The sequence below is a fragment of the Eisenbergiella tayi genome, assembly GCF_001881565.1.
In the GTDB taxonomy this organism is placed as follows: domain Bacteria; phylum Bacillota; class Clostridia; order Lachnospirales; family Lachnospiraceae; genus Eisenbergiella; species Eisenbergiella tayi.
In genome coordinates, this window is the sequence record NZ_MPDJ01000006.1 from 163,328 (window position 1) to 180,154 (window position 16,827).

The 16,827-nt window shown below is 49.4% G+C and carries 11 protein-coding genes; 10 read left to right on the top strand and 1 reads right to left on the bottom strand.

Annotated elements, in window-relative coordinates:
• Positions 1-101: 101 nt before the first annotated feature.
• The 7 genes from BLA28_RS22700 (at position 102) to BLA28_RS22730 (ending at position 12,469) form a co-directional block, all read left to right on the top strand.
• A complete protein-coding gene (locus tag BLA28_RS22700; protein ID WP_069157469.1) occupies positions 102-1,736 on the top strand; it encodes an ABC transporter ATP-binding protein in 1,635 nt (544 codons plus the stop codon).
• 323 nt (positions 1,737-2,059) lie between these two features.
• Entirely contained in the window at positions 2,060-3,034 is a 975-nt protein-coding gene (locus BLA28_RS22705) for an ABC transporter permease (RefSeq protein WP_044963136.1), read from the top strand.
• Between the two features lie 24 nt (positions 3,035-3,058).
• Positions 3,059-3,976, top strand: coding sequence for a carbohydrate ABC transporter permease (locus BLA28_RS22710; RefSeq protein WP_069157468.1), 918 nt, complete (start codon positions 3,059-3,061; stop codon positions 3,974-3,976).
• Between the two features lie 69 nt (positions 3,977-4,045).
• Complete coding sequence (locus BLA28_RS22715) at positions 4,046-5,704, top strand: extracellular solute-binding protein (RefSeq protein ID WP_069157467.1); 1,659 nt, start codon at positions 4,046-4,048, stop codon at positions 5,702-5,704.
• 110 nt (positions 5,705-5,814) lie between these two features.
• On the top strand, positions 5,815-8,016 hold the full coding sequence (locus BLA28_RS22720) for a helix-turn-helix domain-containing protein (protein ID WP_069157466.1): 2,202 nt from the start codon (positions 5,815-5,817) through the stop codon (positions 8,014-8,016).
• A 21-nt stretch (positions 8,017-8,037) separates the two neighbouring features.
• Positions 8,038-10,368: a glycoside hydrolase family 2 TIM barrel-domain containing protein gene (locus BLA28_RS22725; protein ID WP_207648285.1), complete on the top strand. Its 2,331-nt coding sequence runs from the start codon at positions 8,038-8,040 to the stop codon at positions 10,366-10,368.
• Positions 10,369-10,432: 64 nt separating this feature from the next.
• Complete coding sequence (locus tag BLA28_RS22730; RefSeq protein WP_069157465.1) at positions 10,433-12,469, top strand: glycosyl hydrolase 115 family protein; 2,037 nt, start codon at positions 10,433-10,435, stop codon at positions 12,467-12,469.
• Between the two features lie 64 nt (positions 12,470-12,533).
• Here BLA28_RS22730 and BLA28_RS22735 read toward each other — a convergent pair whose 3' ends face one another.
• Positions 12,534-13,265 carry a helix-turn-helix transcriptional regulator gene (locus tag BLA28_RS22735; protein WP_069157464.1) on the bottom strand — a complete coding sequence of 244 codons (732 nt, stop codon included), beginning with the start codon at positions 13,263-13,265 and terminating at the stop codon, positions 12,534-12,536.
• Between the two features lie 152 nt (positions 13,266-13,417).
• On the opposite strand from BLA28_RS22735, the gene BLA28_RS22740 reads away from it, so the two are divergent.
• The 3 genes from BLA28_RS22740 to ybaK all read left to right on the top strand — a co-directional run bounded on the left by BLA28_RS22740 (position 13,418) and on the right by ybaK (position 16,789).
• Complete coding sequence (locus BLA28_RS22740) at positions 13,418-15,475, top strand: oxidoreductase (protein WP_069157463.1); 2,058 nt, start codon at positions 13,418-13,420, stop codon at positions 15,473-15,475.
• 215 nt (positions 15,476-15,690) lie between these two features.
• Entirely contained in the window at positions 15,691-16,197 is a 507-nt protein-coding gene (locus tag BLA28_RS22745) for a GNAT family N-acetyltransferase (protein ID WP_069157462.1), read from the top strand.
• Between the two features lie 106 nt (positions 16,198-16,303).
• Complete coding sequence (gene ybaK / locus BLA28_RS22750) at positions 16,304-16,789, top strand: Cys-tRNA(Pro) deacylase (protein WP_044963147.1); 486 nt, start codon at positions 16,304-16,306, stop codon at positions 16,787-16,789.
• Positions 16,790-16,827: the final 38 nt, after the last annotated feature.

Here is a 16,827-nt window from a genome sequence, read left to right on the forward strand (position 1 = left end):
CTCCTTGCGTGAAGGGGGCAGAAAACCATGTTATCCTGAATTCAGCTTGAAAACCAGAAGGATTGTCCGGAATTAGGGACGAGAGAGGTAAGGATTGGATTATGAAACAGATAAGATGGATTTGGTCACTCACGAAAAAGAAAAGAGGAATGATACTGGGACTGTTAGTGCTGGTATCCGTTATTGCCGTGTTTCAGGTATGCCTGGCGGTTGCCGTGCAGCTGATTGTGGATAAGGCACAGGGAAAAGGGGCGGCGCCTCTTTCCTTCCTGATGACGGCGGTGGTGCTTACAGGCCTTGTCAGTATGCTGCTGGATGGGATTAAGCTGTATCTGCAGAATAATTCCATCCTGAGTCTGGATGGGAGGCTGCGGGAAAAGCTCCTTATCCATATGGAAAAAATCCCGGTGGAAAAAAGCCAGTCCTACCACAGCGGCGATATGCTCACAAGGCTGACGGAGGATTCGGCGCAAAGCGCCAGGGTAATTCCGGAATCTATTGTGAATATGGCGGCAGGAATTTTTTCCTTTTTATTCGCGTTTGTCTATGCCTTTCTTATTAATTGGAAAATCGCCCTGGCTTTGGTGCTGCTTTCGCCGCTGCCTGTTATTTTCAGCAATTTCCTCATGCCTGCCCTGCAGAAGTGGACGCTGAAGGCAAAGGATGGGGAAGGAAAGGTGAGAGGCTATCTTCAGGAGCAGCTGGCTACCCTGGTCACCATCAAATGTTTTTCCTGCTATGAAAAATCGGCGCAGGACTTCAGCCAGCTGTTCGGTGACAAAAAGAAAAAACAGCTGAAATCGGTGAAGATTCAGGCTGTTATGAATGCGGGCAGCGGTTTCCTGGGCATCATGATCAATTTTGCGGCGATCGGCCTGGGCGCCTGGTATGTTATCCGGGGGGAAATGTCCATCGGCGCGGTGCTGGGGCTGGTGCAGGTGAGCAATTATATTTCCTGGCCTTTTATTCAGATGATTCCGCTGATCGGGGAGCTGCAGAACAATCTGGCCTGTACGAAGCGGGTGATCGAGGTGATGGAGATTCCGGAAGAGCCGCAGACAGAGGAGATGGAAGCGGAATATGGAGACGCGGTTCCCACGCTTTGCTTTCAGGATGTTTCCTTCGGATATGGGGAGGAAGGAAAGGTGATGGAGCATTTTACCAGAGAAATGGGAGGAAACCGGATTGTGGGGATTTTCGGTTCCAGCGGCTGCGGCAAATCCACCTTCCTGAAGCTTGCCCTGGGACTTTATGAGCCGCAGGAGGGAGAAGTGGCCATATGGCTGGATGAGAAGAAAATTACGGGAACAGGGATGCGCAGCTGTATTTCCTATGTGCCCCAGGATCATATCCTGCATACCGGGACGGTGGAAGAGAATATACGCTACGGAAACAGGCGTGTGACTTTTGAGGATGTGAGGAAAGCGGCGGTGAAAGCGAATATACACGATACGATCCTGGAGCTTCCGGAGGGTTATGCTACGGTGATTGAAGAGAATGGTAAGAACCTTTCCTTCGGCCAGGCGCAGAGGATTATTGTGGCAAGAGCGCTTCTTTCGGGCAGGCCGGTTCTTGTGTTTGATGAACCTACGGCATCGCTTGACCCGGTGAGCCGGGATGCCATAATCAATACGCTGGTGGAGGAAGCGAAGGAAAAACTCTGTATCATTGTGTCCCATGATTATGATTTGAAGAAATATTGTGATAAAATAATTGAACTCGCTCCGGCCGGCTGAATGGGATAATTTCAGCAGTACATGCCGGTATGCATTGGCAGGGGCTGATGCATACCGGCATTTTGTCTGTTATTATGCATATTTTATCTGCGGCCAGGGTCAATTAGACAGATAGTATGCAGGGAGGTTATAAATTTCAGACGGTATAAAATTTGGGAATCGGAAAGATTCCCTGTTTTTTACGGCTGAACGATTGTAAGAAGCGCCTTTGATTGCGAGTAAATAAGGAAAAAAACGGTCATTTTGCGGGCTGATAAAGGGGATAAAATTTATAACGTTGAAAAAGTGACGAATAATTTGTATAGTTTTGACATGAAAGGTGCATGAATGTTACAAAAAAGAAGGGAGCGGTTTTAGTGAAAGCATTGGGAAAACCGAAAGCCATGAAAAAGAGGCTGGGCCTGAAAGCAGTATTAAAGAATAACTGGCAGTTATATCTTTTAGTTCTTCCGGCGGTCATATATTTCGTGGTTTTCAATTATCTGCCGTTGTACGGTATCCAAATCGCCTTTAAGGATTATAAGGCGGTGGATGGTATTGCAGGCAGTGCCTGGGTGGGGTTAAAGCATTTTAAGAATTTTTTCAACGCCTACTATTTTAAGAGATTGTTGTCCAATACCTTGCTGCTGAATGTGTATTATCTGTTGTGGAGCTTCCCTGTGCCTCTGATTCTGGCTATTTTGCTGAATCAGATCCGCGGGACGAAGAAAAAGAGATTTATCCAGACAAGCATTTATGTTCCCTATTTCATTTCCACGGTAGTGCTTGCCGGTATGCTTTATATTTTTCTTTCTCCCACAAGCGGAATCCTTAATTTTGCAAGGACGGCGCTCGGATTAAAGGCGATTGACTTTATGTCGGACGCATCCGCATTCCGGTCGATTTATATTATATCCGGGATCTGGCAGGCTGCAGGCTACGGAACGATCCTTTATATTGCCACATTGACCGGAATTGATTTATCCTTATATGAAGCGGCAGAAATTGACGGTGCGAGTATCTGGCAGAAAATCCGGTACATAGATATCCCCAGCCTGATCCCCACAGCAATGATGGTGTTCATACTGGACTGCGGCAAAATGCTTGCCTCCGATACGAATAAGGCTCTGGTCATGCAGACGCCGGGGAATATCCCCACTTCGGATATCATCGGTGTTTATGTGTACAATGTAGGCCTTGGAAGCGGACAGTTTTCCTACACGGCTGCAATCGGGCTGTTTATCAATATCATCAATTTTATTCTGATTGTGTCTGTGAACCAGTTGTCCAAACGTATGACGGATGTGGGATTATTCTGATGAAAGGATTGTGAGGTTATCATTATGAAAAAAAAAGCAAGAAAACAGATAGGCTTCAGCAATCGGGTTTTCCACATATTTAATACCCTTTTCTGGATTGTGGTCATGCTGATTATTCTGTATCCGCTTTATCTGGTCTGCATCGCATCCGTATCGGATCCGGATGCGATCGTAAGGGGAGAGGTTATCTTTCATCCGGTTGATTTTTCCCTGATAGGTTATGAATCGGTATTTAAGTATAAGGAATTGTGGTCTTCCTATGGAAATTCCCTTTTTTATACCTTTGCCAGCGTGGTGATCAGTATTCTGGTGACTTTGGCGGCAGCCTATGCGCTGTCGAGGCCTAAGTTCGCAGGGAAGGGATTCCTTAACTTTTTCTTCGTATTCACCATGTTTTTCAACGGAGGGCTGATTCCGACCTTCCTGGTGATGAAAAATATCGGCTTATATAATACGAGGGCCATAATAATTCTCATGGGCTGCGTCAGCGTATGGAATCTGATGGTTGCCCGTACTTACATACAGACCAACATTCCGAATGAACTGTACGAGGCGGCCATGCTGGACGGGGCCACGCATTTCCAGTATTTTTCCAGAGTGGTGCTGCCGCTGAGCAAAACCATTATCGCTGTCCTGGCTGTATATTATGGGGTATCAAAATGGAACGATTATTTCAATGGCCTGGTTTATCTGCGTGACAGGAACCTGCTTCCCCTGCAGACGGTGCTTCGGGAAATTCTGGCAACCCTGCAGGTGGATAAGTCCGGAGACTATATGATGTCCATGGCGGACAGCTCGGCATCCATGCAGGAGGCCATGCGTATTGCCAACGTTTCCAAATACTGCATAATTGTGGTGGCGACAGGGCCGGTGGTTATCTTATATGCATTGATGCAGAAGTATTTTGAAAAAGGTGTTATGATTGGATCCTTAAAGGGATGATGGTTACAGATTGGTAAAAAGGAAACCAACACGAACAGTGTTGCAATAAAAATAAGGAGGTTTTTCTTTATGAAGAAGAAAGCAATTGCACTTTTGACGGCAGCAGCCATGACCATATCGGTTCTGGCCGGCTGCGGCAGCTCTTCCGGGACAACACAGGCCACGGGAGCGGCAGCGGGAGAAACGGCATCGGGCGCTGCGGAGAGTTCTGTATCAGCGGCAGCAGACGGTAATTTTAACGAGACAGGTTATCCCATTGTAAATGAACCGATTACTTTGAAGGTTATGATAGCCATCCGTGATTCGGATTCCCTGACGAATTTTGACGAGATGCCCGGGGTTAAACATCTGGAGGAACTGACAGGCATTCATGCGGAATGGGAAGTGATTAAAGGCTCTGACTGGAGCACAAAGCTGAACCTGGCCTTCGCATCCGGGGAATATCCCGATGTTCTCCTCGCCACGAACGGAAACGGAGCGGTGGATGATGAAGAATATGGCGTAACCCAGGGAATTGTTTTGCCTCTGGATGAACTGATCAATCAGTATATGCCCAATTATACGGAGAGAAGGGATGCGGAAGCGGATGATCCGACAACCAGTCTTGTGGCTTCCGACGGAAAAGTGTATACGGTAGGCTACCTGGTAGGCCAGAAAATCAATACAAATCAGCATTTCTTCATTAACCAGGAATGGCTGGATGCCCTGAATCTGGAGACTCCGTCCAATGTGGAGGAGCTGACCGAGGTGCTGCGCGCATTTAAGACAGGCGATCCCAACGGCAACGGGCAGGCGGATGAAATCCCTCTTGAGATGGGACTGGATATAGGATTTAACGGTATCCGTTATATGCTCCCTCTGTTCGGGCTTCCCTGCGACCCTGATAAATGGATTTACATTGATGATGATAAAAAGGTACAGTTCTTAGCCACACAGGATGGCTTCCGTGACTGTATGGAATGGCTGCATATGCTTTATGAAGAAGGGCTCGTGGATCCGGAAATTGTATCCCAGGATTTTAATACGGTAGAGACGAAGCTGAAAGAGGGAAATGTGGGCTTCTTCACGGCATGGAGACTGCTGGCGATGGCCTATGACGACGGAGTGGCATCCAATTCCGTACTCTGGACGCCGGACAGCAGTGCAAGCCTTTACCGTTACCTTGAGCTTTGCAAGCCCGGTGCGTTTGTTACCAGCACAAATCAGAATGTGCCCGCAACCATGCGCTGGCTGGATGCCCTGCTGGATACGGAAACCATGTTCTCCCTCTACTACGGAGAAAAGGATGCCGGGGAAGGCCTTGGCTGGATATACGATGAAAACGGCAAAATCACCGTCACCAATGACGGCAGCGCGGACGTGAAGAATTATATTGACTGTAATACTCTGTTCTTCGCACCCGGCAATTATCTTGCCGAAAACTTTAACATGCCCGAACAGCGTACGGAAAAGACCGAATACTGTGAGAAATATGATGCAGCCGGCATCATCCAGAAATATTCCAACGACTATCTGGATATGGCGCCGCTCACTTCCCAGCAGCTTCAGGACAGCACGCTGAAAGAAACGGATATCAATAATGCAGTTGTGGAAAACATTGCTGCTTTCGTTACCACAGGTGTGACGGACGACAGCTGGAACTCTTTTGTATCGATGTTTGACGGAATGGGAGTTGCAGATTATGTACAGATGTATCAGGATGCAATTGATACCATGGATTTGGAATAAATCGAAATAAATATGTGTTGCTCTGCTGTCGGATGGCGGCAGAGCAGTTTGTATGTTATAAATAAAGGGGAAAGACGATAAGGATGACATAAAGAGCGGGGGGCCTGTCTGTGAAAAAAATCTGGAGAGAACTGAAATCACAAAACGTTTTTTACTATATCGCTGCCTTCAGTATCATAGTAATACTGATCATTACTGTGCTTGGCAGTTATCTGTACCGTTTTTATTACAGGACGATCTATACGGATTTTCTTGTTTCCAATGAGGAGCATCTCCGTTGGGAAATGAACAGGCATGAAAACGATATACAGATAATCAATGATATTGTCTACCAGATGGGATTGGCTGCGGAGGTGACGAAATTCAAGCTTTCAGAAAAACCTCTGGCCGCTCTGCAGCTGGAAAAGCATCTGTTCCAATATACTACGGTGAGTCAGTTCTTTCGGCTTCTTCTTTATCAATATCACGAGGATGATTATCTCTACAGCAGCACGACCTCTGTGGACTCCGATTATTTTGCAGAGCAGGGCTGTGTAATGGAGCGGATGGATGCACAGACGGTAAAGGAGGAGCTGTCTTCCGAATCCAAAGAACTGCGTGTCTTTCCTGAGCAGTCGGTTTCCGGCTTCTGGGTGCAGAAATATATTGGGAATTCCAGAATTGTGCTTTATATGCAGGCCATTCCTCCTAAATTTCAGGAAACACTTGTATTTTTTGTGCCGGATACCTATTACGATTCTCTTATGATAAATGAGGCTGAGGATCTGCGGTCGGATTTTATTCTTTATGATAATGAAGTGATTGTATCCAGAGAAAGCAGGGAAACAGACCATGCGGCACTGTTGGAGCTGATAAAAGAATCCGGGGAGCAAAGGCAGGTTAAGCTGGATGGAGAAAAATATCTGCTGACAGTACAGCAGGGAGACAGCGGGATGCTCTATTGCTCCCTGCAGGATATGGATATTTTTTATGATAAGATTGTCACCGGACAGTGGGGAATCATAGGGATGCTGATTATCTGCGCAATTCCCACGGCGCTTCTGCTTGTGGTGCTATCCAGGAAGATGGCGCTAAAGGTACGGAAAATGAATCAGCTGCTGGATTCCCAGGAGGAAACCAATTATAACCTGAACAGCATTGAAAACGGGATTCAGATGCTGGTGGAGGCCAATGAACAAAAGGAAAAGGAAAATCTCCAGCTGAAGAAGACCAGGTTTATCCGGAATTTTATCCGGAATGATTTTAAGAACCAGGAGGAAGTGCTGCAGGAATCGGAGAAGGTTTCCATGGAGATTAAAAATTCCGAATATCTGACGGTTCTGCTGGGAGAGCGCAGCGACAGCAATGAGAATAAGGCACATACCAAGATGCTGGAGGTAATCGCACAGGCGGCCCACCTGGACGGCTATGGCATACATCTGGTCAGCAGCAGCCAGAGCCTGTTTGTCCTGTTCTCCGAATCCAGGGAACGGATAGAAGAGACCCTGGGCATGCTTTTTTCCATCGGGAAGGACTGTTATGAAGAGTTCGTGATGTCGGTGAGCAATTATCATAAGGATCTTACCGAAGGCTCCGCAGCATATTTGGAGGCGGACACGGCTTTTGACAACCGTTTCCTTCAGGATAACAATAAAATCATCCGCTTTGAGGATGTGGCCTTTGGGGATACGGTGAATGTGCTGCCGGATTCCTATCTGCAGAAGCTGCGGCAGGCGCTGCGGAGCCGTGACAAGGCGGGCGTGGAACGGGCGGTGGAGGATATCTGTATGCGGATGACCAAAAAGAGCCCCTCGCTGCCGATGTTCCGTCTTTTGTACAATGATATTATCCATGTGCTGATTTCAGAGTGGAAGGCGGAAAGCGCGGGACTGGAGAGTATTTATAATGTATTTACGCTGTCCCAGTGTCTGACAATTCAGGACTTTAATGATTTTTTATGCGAAGCCTGCAGCATGATTATGAAAAGCAGACCGGAAGAAAATGTGGATCGTTCCAGGCTGGTGGAAGAGGCGGTTCATTATATGGAGGAGAACTTCTCCAGGACGGAGCTGACCATGAGCGCGCTGGCGGATTATCTTCATATCAGTTCGGTCACACTGGCAGTGGAATTTAAGAATAAGATGGGAATCCGTCCGTCGGATTATCTGGCAAATCTCAGGATGGAACAGGCAAGGGAGCTTTTGGTTACCACGAATATGCTGATACGGGAAATCAGCCTGTCGGTAGGGTATGAGGACGATCATGTGTTCACCAGGCGGTTTAAGAAATACACGGGAAAGACACCGGGACAGTACCGGGAAGAGCATATGTGATAAAAGGGAGGCAAAGCGAAGGTGAAAGATTTAACGGCACCGAGAATTGACAGGGAGATCATGGACGGCTGGGAATTCGCATGGAACGATGGAAACAGCAAAAATTTTCAGCCGGTGAGGCTGCCCCATGACTGGGCGATTAACAGGCCCTTCGATAAAACAATGGAGGAAGGCGCGTCCCAGGGCTACCGGAACCGGTACGGCATCGGCTGGTACCGAAAGACGCTGACGCTGGAGGAGAAGAGGGAAGGCATCCGCTGCTTTCTGGATTTCGGCGGAATCTATGAAAACAGCACGGTATGGGTGAACGGAAAAGAAGCGGGAGGCCATAAATACGGCTACAGCTCCTTCCGTCTGGATGTCACGGAGCTTATCCGGGAAGGGGAGAACCGGATTGAGATCCGGGTGGATAATACGGGAACGCCTTCCGACCGTTGGTACAGCGGAGCCGGTATTTACAGAACGGTCAGGTGGATCGAGACGGAAGAGGTTCATCTGGATGAAAAAGAGGTTATCATACATACCGGCGTGGAAGGAAAAAACGGAAAGGTTACTGTCTATACAGGGCTTCCCGGCAGGACGGTGCGTGCAGGACTGCGTGACGGGGAGCAGGAATGGCTGGCACAGACAGACGATGGAAGAATGGAAATCATGGTGCCGGAGGCGAAGCTTTGGTCGGCGGAGGAACCGAACCTGTATGAGCTGACCCTTTCCCTGATGGACGGGGAAAGGGAAGCGGATCGGCTGTCGTTTTGTGTCGGCATCCGGGAGATTTCCATGGCGCCGGGAAAGGGCATGTTCGTAAACGGGGAGCATGTCCTTCTTAAGGGCGTGTGTCTGCATCAGGATGCTGGCTGTCTCGGGACTGCGGTGCGTAAGGAAATCTTCCGGCAGCGTCTGCTTTCCTTAAAGGAAATGGGATGTAATGCCATAAGGGCGGCGCACCACACCTTTTGTCCGGAATTTTTGGATCTGTGCGATGAGCTTGGCTTTTACGTGTATGAGGAATGTTTTGATAAATGGCATGGGGGTCTGTATGGCCGGTATTTCGAGACGGAATGGCAGAAGGATGTGGAAGCCATGGTGAAGCGGGACAGAAACCGGCCCTGCATTTTTATCTGGGGAGTGGGGAATGAAGTGGAAAACCAGGGGCAGAAAGGGATGCTGGATACCCTGGAAATGCTGACGGCCTATGTGAAAGGGCTGGATGCTTCCCGTCCTGTCACCTATGCCATGAATCCCCATTTTAAGAGGGAGAGCGGTGCGGATGTTTCCAAGATCAAAGATATCCAGCAGTTCGTGGATGAAGTCAGTGATACGGAAATATATGATAATGCCGAGAAGATGGAACGGATTGCCGGAATCGCCGGATATGTGGATGTGATTTCCTGCAACTACCAGGAACAGTGGTATCCCATGATACACGAAAGGATACCGGATAAGCTGATCCTGGGGACGGAGGTTTACCAGTATTTCCAGGGGCATCCGGATCAGATGCAGAATTTTACGGATGAAAATCCTTCCCTTGTACCGGAGAAGCTTCCTTATGTGATCGGAGGGATGATCTGGACAGGGATTGACTACCTGGGGGAATCCATGGGCTATCCCTCCAAGGGATGGAGCGGCGCGCCGATTCGGACGAACGGGGAGAAAAAGCCGGGTTACTATATTCTGCAGAGCTATTGGAGTAAGAAACCCATGGTTCATTTTTCCGTTATGGATTATTCCATGTCGGATGAGAACGTAAAGGAGCACTGGGATATGCCGCTTTTGGCTGACCACTGGCATTTTCCCCAGTTCCGTAAGACGGTGATACCGTACGTGATAGCTTCCAACTGTGAGGAGGTACGGCTTTATCTGAATGAAAAGCGGATCTATGTACCGAAGCCGTCCGCATGCGCCAACCGGCTGATTTCCGGCTTCCTGCCCTGGCAGCCGGGAACGGTCACGGTGATCGGCCTTAACGGAGGAAAAGAGGAATGCCGTTATCAGATAACGACTCCGGGACCCGCGGTGAAGCTGGCCTTTGATCAGGAGCAGCTTTTCCTGCCGCCGGAGAACGGCTATGAGATTCTGCTGACGGTACGCGCACAGGATGAGGACGGGAATCCGTATTTCCGGGAAAGTGCGTCCGTCCGTTTCCGCGCGGAAGGCCCTGCGGAAATCATGGCGGTGGATAACGGAAACCTGATGGGGAACGAACCCTATGGGGAAGAATGCATCCATATGTATCACGGGTGTGCCAGTGTGATGGTACGGCTGACAGGAGAAACCGGACGGGCGTGTATTACGGCGGATGCGGAGGGGATGCAGAGCGGCCGGACAGTTCTGGTGACGGGATTTCAGGAATGAGCAGACCGCTGCATCCGCATGGGATTACAAAGGAAAATAAGAGAGGAAAGGAAGCAGTAAAGCGATGAAAATAACATCCGCTATGAAGATAACGTGGGGTACGGAAAAAAGTTCCGTGCTTATACGCGCATGGAAAAGGTTTCAAAGAGATCTGGCAATGACTCTGCAGGAATCGCCGGAAGGAGCAAAACAGGAGGAAACGCTTCTTCTTCGGATAACCCCATCCCTGGGGGAGGAGAAATACCGGATTACGGCTGGAAAAAAGGAAATGCTGCTGGAAGGCGGGGATGAACTGGGTATTCTCTATGCCCTGCTTTTTCTGAGTGAGAAATTTCTCGGGGTGAAGCCATTCTGGTACTGGCTTGATCAGAAATTCGTTAAAAGGAAGCAGGCCGAAATCCCGGAAGGGATGTACCTGTCCCCCTCTTATGCAGTGAAATACCGGGGCTGGTTTATCAATGATGAGGTGCTTCTGCATACCTGGAAGAAAAGCCGGTTTGACAGGGAAAGCGGGATCACGGAAAATGAAGGATTTGAGATGGCCATGGAGGCTCTGCTGCGTCTGGGCGGAAACATGGTGATTCCGGGAACGGACGCCAACAGCCACAATTACAGGAGGCTGGCGGCGGATATGGGGCTCTGGGTGACACACCATCACGCGGAGCCTCTAGGCGCGCCCATGTTCGCCCGCGTCTATCCGGAGCTGAACCCTTCCTTTGCCGAGCATCCGGAAAAGTTCAGGGAGCTGTGGCGGAGGGGGATAGAAACGCAGAAAGGGGAAAAGACCATATGGAATCTGGGCTTCCGCGGACAGGGGGACAGCCCGTTCTGGGAGAATGACCCGGAATATGACACTGACGAGAAACGCGGGGCCCTGATGGGAGAACTGATAGAAGAGCAGTACAGGCTGGTAAAGAAAGCGGATCCAGAGGCGGTGTGCTGCACCAACCTGTACGGGGAAACGATGGAGCTGTACCGGGCGGGCTGCCTGAAGCTTCCGGAGGATGTGATTAAAATCTGGGCGGATAACGGCTACGGGAAAATGGTATCCAGAAGGCAGGGAAATCACAACCCGAGAGTGTGTGCACTCCCGGGAGAGGAGGAGCATGGCAGGCACGGGATCTATTATCATGTGTCCTTTTATGATCTGCAGGCGGCCAACCATATGACGATGCTGCCGTGTCCGGAAGAATTTGTATGCAGCGAGCTGACAGAGGTTCTTATGCATGGGGTGAAGGATTATTTTATAATCAACTGCTCCAATGTGAAGCCCCATGTTTCCATGCTTGACCTGATTGCACAGATATGGCGGGACAGCGCCGTGAATCCTGCGGAGCACAGGGAACGCTTTGCCGGAACCTATTTCGGAAAAGAGAATGCGGCGGAGGTGGCGGGATGCCTGGAGCATTACGCAAGGCATTCCCTGAAATACGGCCCGCATGAGGATGACCGTGCAGGGGAGCAGTTTGCCAATCATGTGATCCGTATGCTGGTTTCCCAATACAGGAGGGATCCTGCGCACAGGGAAGAAGAACTGCTTTGGGCGACAGACGCGGAAACGCTCCGGGGACAGACGGAGTGGTACCGGGACCTGTGCCTGTGGGCAAAGGGGAGCTATGAAAGCTATCTGCAGGAATGCGGGCTCGTGGGGGCACGAATGTCCGGCAGGAGCAAAATCCTTTTTGAGGATACCGTGCTGCTGCAGGCAAAGCTGCACCACTTCTGTTTTACCGGTGCGTACCTGGCGGCGGAAGGCCTTCTGTGCGCGATGGAAGAGGACTGGAAGAAGGCCTTTTACCTGGCGGGAAAGGCCGAAAAATGTTACAGGCTTGCGGACGCCGCCATGCGGGAAAGGGAACATGGGAAATGGCGTGGTTTCTATGCCAATGAATGCCTGACGGATATGAAGCAGACCGCGTGGGTGCTGAAGGGCCTGATGAGTGACCTGCGCAATGCAGGGGACGGTCCTCATTTTTATCAATGGCAGAGAGACTTGCTTTATGCGGAAGAAGACCGGAGGGTGATGCTGATCATGAACATGGAGAATCATCTGACGGATGAAGAGCTATTTGCTTTGATGGAAGAATGCTGGGATGACTGAAAGCAGGTTACGGGGCAGGGAAAGTCAGGAGTGCCGGGTGTCCCTACAGGGGTAAAAAAGTACATTACACCGGCAAGCGGTATTGCTCCGCAAAGGCCCGCGGCGGCAGTCCTTCCAGCCGTCGGAAAATGCGTCCGAAATAATTGGGATCCGAATAACCGCACAGCAGGGCAACCTGGGTGACGGAAAGACGCCCCTGGCGTAGATAATGCCTGGCGAGCTTAATTCGTTCTGCATTGATATATTCCGTCAATGTTTTTCCGGTTTCCTTTTTAAACTGAGAGGATAAATAGGGACGCGTGACACCCAGATCCCCGGCCAGGGCTTCCGCATGCAGCTCCTCCGTCAGCCCCTGCTGTATCAAGGCGATACACCGGCGGATGAGAGGGCCGCAGGAGGGCAGGGAAAAGCTGCGGACCAGTTCGCAGGCATAGCGGATGCAGTCTTTCAGGCTCCTGAGCCATTCCTCTTGCGTACGGACAGCCGTGAAGGTTTCCTTCTGCCATAAGATCATCAAGGTCAGATAAGCAGGGGGAAGCCCGGCATCCCTGCAGGCAAAATGCAGGATCCCGCCCAGAATTCCCAGCAGTGTACTGGCAAGCTCCCTGTGGGTGAGGATGGGCTGAAATCTCCGGTATACGGCTTCCTTCAGCGTATCCAGGGCATCCAGGGCTCCTGTGTCGTCACCGGCCTCCACACATTGCTTCAGAACCAGCTCCGCATGATACCACACTTCACTTGCCATATTATATTCTTCGTTGGTCAGATGATCATGAACAGAATTATCTGCAGACATATTCGCTCTCCCTTTGTCGTTACTTTATGGTGCGTGCAGTAACCTTTTATCTTACATTTGTGCGGATTTGTTACCAAGGTACGAGTAATGGAATCAGGTATCTGATACAATGATAGCATGAAAAAAACGTGGAGGGAAGGCGGGGAAGCAATATGAAGCAAAAGCATGAAATTTTATTTACACCTGTCCGGGTAGGCGGAGTAACCGTAAAAAACAGGTTTGTCCATGCGCCTATGGAAGGGACGACACCGATCAACTGGTATGCCGGCTTTAAATTCAATGAGGGCAGCAGGGAATACCTGGTGGAACGGGCAAAGAACGGCGTAGGGCTGATTATACCGGGTATCACCTGTGTGAAAAGCCTGATGGGAAACAAGTGGCTGTATCAGAGTGAAAAGATGTTTATGGGGCCGATCCATGATCTGATGGAGGAAATCCATGGCTACGGATCTAAATTTTTTCTTCAGATCGGCGCAGGCTTCGGGCGGGTTCTGGTAATGCCCAAAGAACTGAAAAAAGTAATGAACAACAAAGTCCTCGGGAAAATGATAGGGACGGACAAGCTTCTGGTGGCGGCCAGTGATAATATGCCTAATGTATGGGATCCCAAGGTGCTTCAGCGGGCCATGACGGAAGAAGAAATACAGGATATTATCCAGGGCTTTGCCAAGGCTGCGGCGCTGTGTAAAAGGGCCGGCATCGACGGTATTGAAATCCATGCGGTTCACGAAGGCTATCTGCTGGATCAGTTTACCATTGCCGGCACCAACAAGCGTACGGATGAATATGGCGGAAGCCTGGAGAACAGGGGACGCTTTACAACGGAAATCATCCGGGAAATCAAGAAGGCCTGCGGAAAGGATTATCCGGTCATTGTCCGCTACAGCGTCACCAGTAAAATGAGAGGCTTTAACCAGGGCGTGCTTCCCGGAGAGGATTATAAGGAATTCGGCCGCGACAGACAGGAGAGCATTTCCCTCGCAAGGCTTCTGGAAGAAGCCGGTGCGGATGCCCTGGACGCGGATAACGGAAGCTACGATTCCTGGTTCTGGGCACATCCGCCGATGTATATGCCTCTGGCCTGTAATCTGGAGGATGCGGCTTTCATTAAGCAACATGTGAATATCCCTGTTTTCTGTGCCGGAAGAATGGAAGATCCGGATACCTCTTCGGAGGCGATCCGAAGCGGCAAAATCGATGCGGTGACCATAGGCCGCCAGCTTCTTGCGGACGGGGAATACTGTGCGAAGGTACAGGCAGGGGAGATAGAGGATATCCGTCCCTGCATCGCCTGTCATAATGGCTGCTTCGCCATCAGCAAGGGGCCGGACGGAACGACCGGAACGAACCCGGTGGGAAACGGTCATTGTGCCTTGAACCCGGCGACTCTGGAAGAGAAGAAGAAGGCCCTGACCCCGGCAGCCGTGAAAAAGAGGGTGGCGGTAATCGGAGGCGGAATCGGCGGTATGGAGGCGGCCCGCGTGGCGGCCCTGCGCGGTCATTCGGTTACCCTGTATGAAAAAAGCGGGGAACTGGGCGGTGTATTTATCGCGGCGGCAGCCCCTTCCTTTAAGGAAAAGGATAAAATGCTGATTGCCTGGTATATCAGGCAGCTGGAAAAGCTGAAGGTTGACATTCGGCTGGACAGTGAGATAAACCCGGAGAATCTTTCATCCCTGGATGCGGACGAAATCATCATAGCCACAGGCGCAAAATGCCGCAGCCTCCGTGCAGACGGTGCGGACAGGGAAAATGTTATGAATGCGGTGGAATATTTAAGAGGCTATAAAGAAACCGGAGAAAATGTTGTGATCGTCGGGGGCGGCCTCACCGGCTGTGAAATCGCTTATGATGCGGTGCTGAAGGGGAAAAAGCCTGTTATTGTGGAACTCATGGATGATATTCTGAATGTGCCAAATCTCTGTGCGGCCAACAGCAATATGCTCCGGGAGATCCTTCGTTTCTACCGGATCCCTGTTTATACACAGACGAAAACCACAGCCATTACCGATGCGGGAGTGGAGATTGAGGGGCCGGAAGGGAAAAAGACGCTTCCCGCCGACAGCGTAGTTACCTCTATCGGCTATATCCCCGGTTCCGGGCTGGCTGAAAAAGATGGCAAAAACATACATATCATTGGGGATGCCGCCAGGGTGGGGAATCTGATGAATGCCATATGGCAGGCGTATGATGTTGCCAGGGCGATCTGAGGAAGTGCTTGTTATCGGAATTAGGAATATCCAATAAATATATTCGGAAGGCCCGGTTCATGCCGGCGCCTGCTTCCGGATAAAAAACATCAAACCGGAAATCTGTGGGGAAATGACAGATTTCCGGTTTGTTTTCAGTAGGAAATGAGTGGGAGATATAGTAAAATTATTGGTGATAACAATGTTGTGTTTATAAAAATGAAAGGGTAAAGCGGATGGAATTATTAACACCGAGATTAAAAATAAGTACATTAAAAGAGATAGATTTTCCTGAATTTGAAAAAACACTAAACGAAGTTCAGCGAACATGCCTTGGCGGTTCCAAAAATTTTTTTGACTGGATAATTTCTCAATATAATAATATGGATATCATCAATGGCCTGATCTCCCTTGGTATGTTCGATAAAAAAACAAGCGAATTATTAGGGACTGTAGGTGTTGGTAAACATGATGATTTGCATGAACCTGAAATCTTTTACCAATTGCGGCCGGAGTTCAGGGGACATGGATATGTAACAGAAGCAGTAAAAGCCGTAACAAAATGGGCATTTGAAAACTATGAAATTCCTTATTTGATTGGAACAGTTGAGGTAAGTAATATGAAATCACAAAAGGTTTTGGAGCGCTGCAGTTATCAATTTATAGATGAGAGAACCTTGCTGGTTCATGCGGAAGGAATACAATATCGTTTCAAGTATTATAGATTTTACCCCGCAAAATAAACATTGTGTATACCGTATGATTTTTATATTGCAGATTTTCGTTTTCCACCCTGTATGTTATAATAGCTTCGTATGAAGTACGTACTGAAAAAAAGAGGAAACGAAAATGGCCAAAAACAAAGAAATCAAAACGAATGCCATGCGCATACTGGATCGTATGAAAATCCCGTATTCTCACTATACTTATGAATGTGAGGAATTCGTGGACGGGCTTCAGGTGGCGGATATGCTGGGGCTTCCCCATGAAAAGGTATATAAGACACTGGTGACACAGGGGCCTGCAAAAGAATATTTTGTGTTCGTAATCCCTGTTGCGGAAGAACTGGATTTGAAAAAAGCCGCCAGGGCCGTGGGGCAGAAATCCCTGGCGATGCTGCATGTGAAGGATATCAATGGAGTTACAGGCTATATCCGGGGAGGCTGTACAGCGATAGGCATGAAAAAACAGTACCGGACAGTGATTGAGAAAAAGGCGGAAGCCCTGCCAACTGTCATAGTAAGCGGTGGCCGGATCGGCTCCCAGATTGAGCTTGCGCCCGCCGATCTGGCAAAAGCGGCGGAGGCCCGGTTTGAAGATGTGGTGACGGAGTAAAATGTGCCGTATCCGGTATAAGAAAGCGGGAAGGAGGT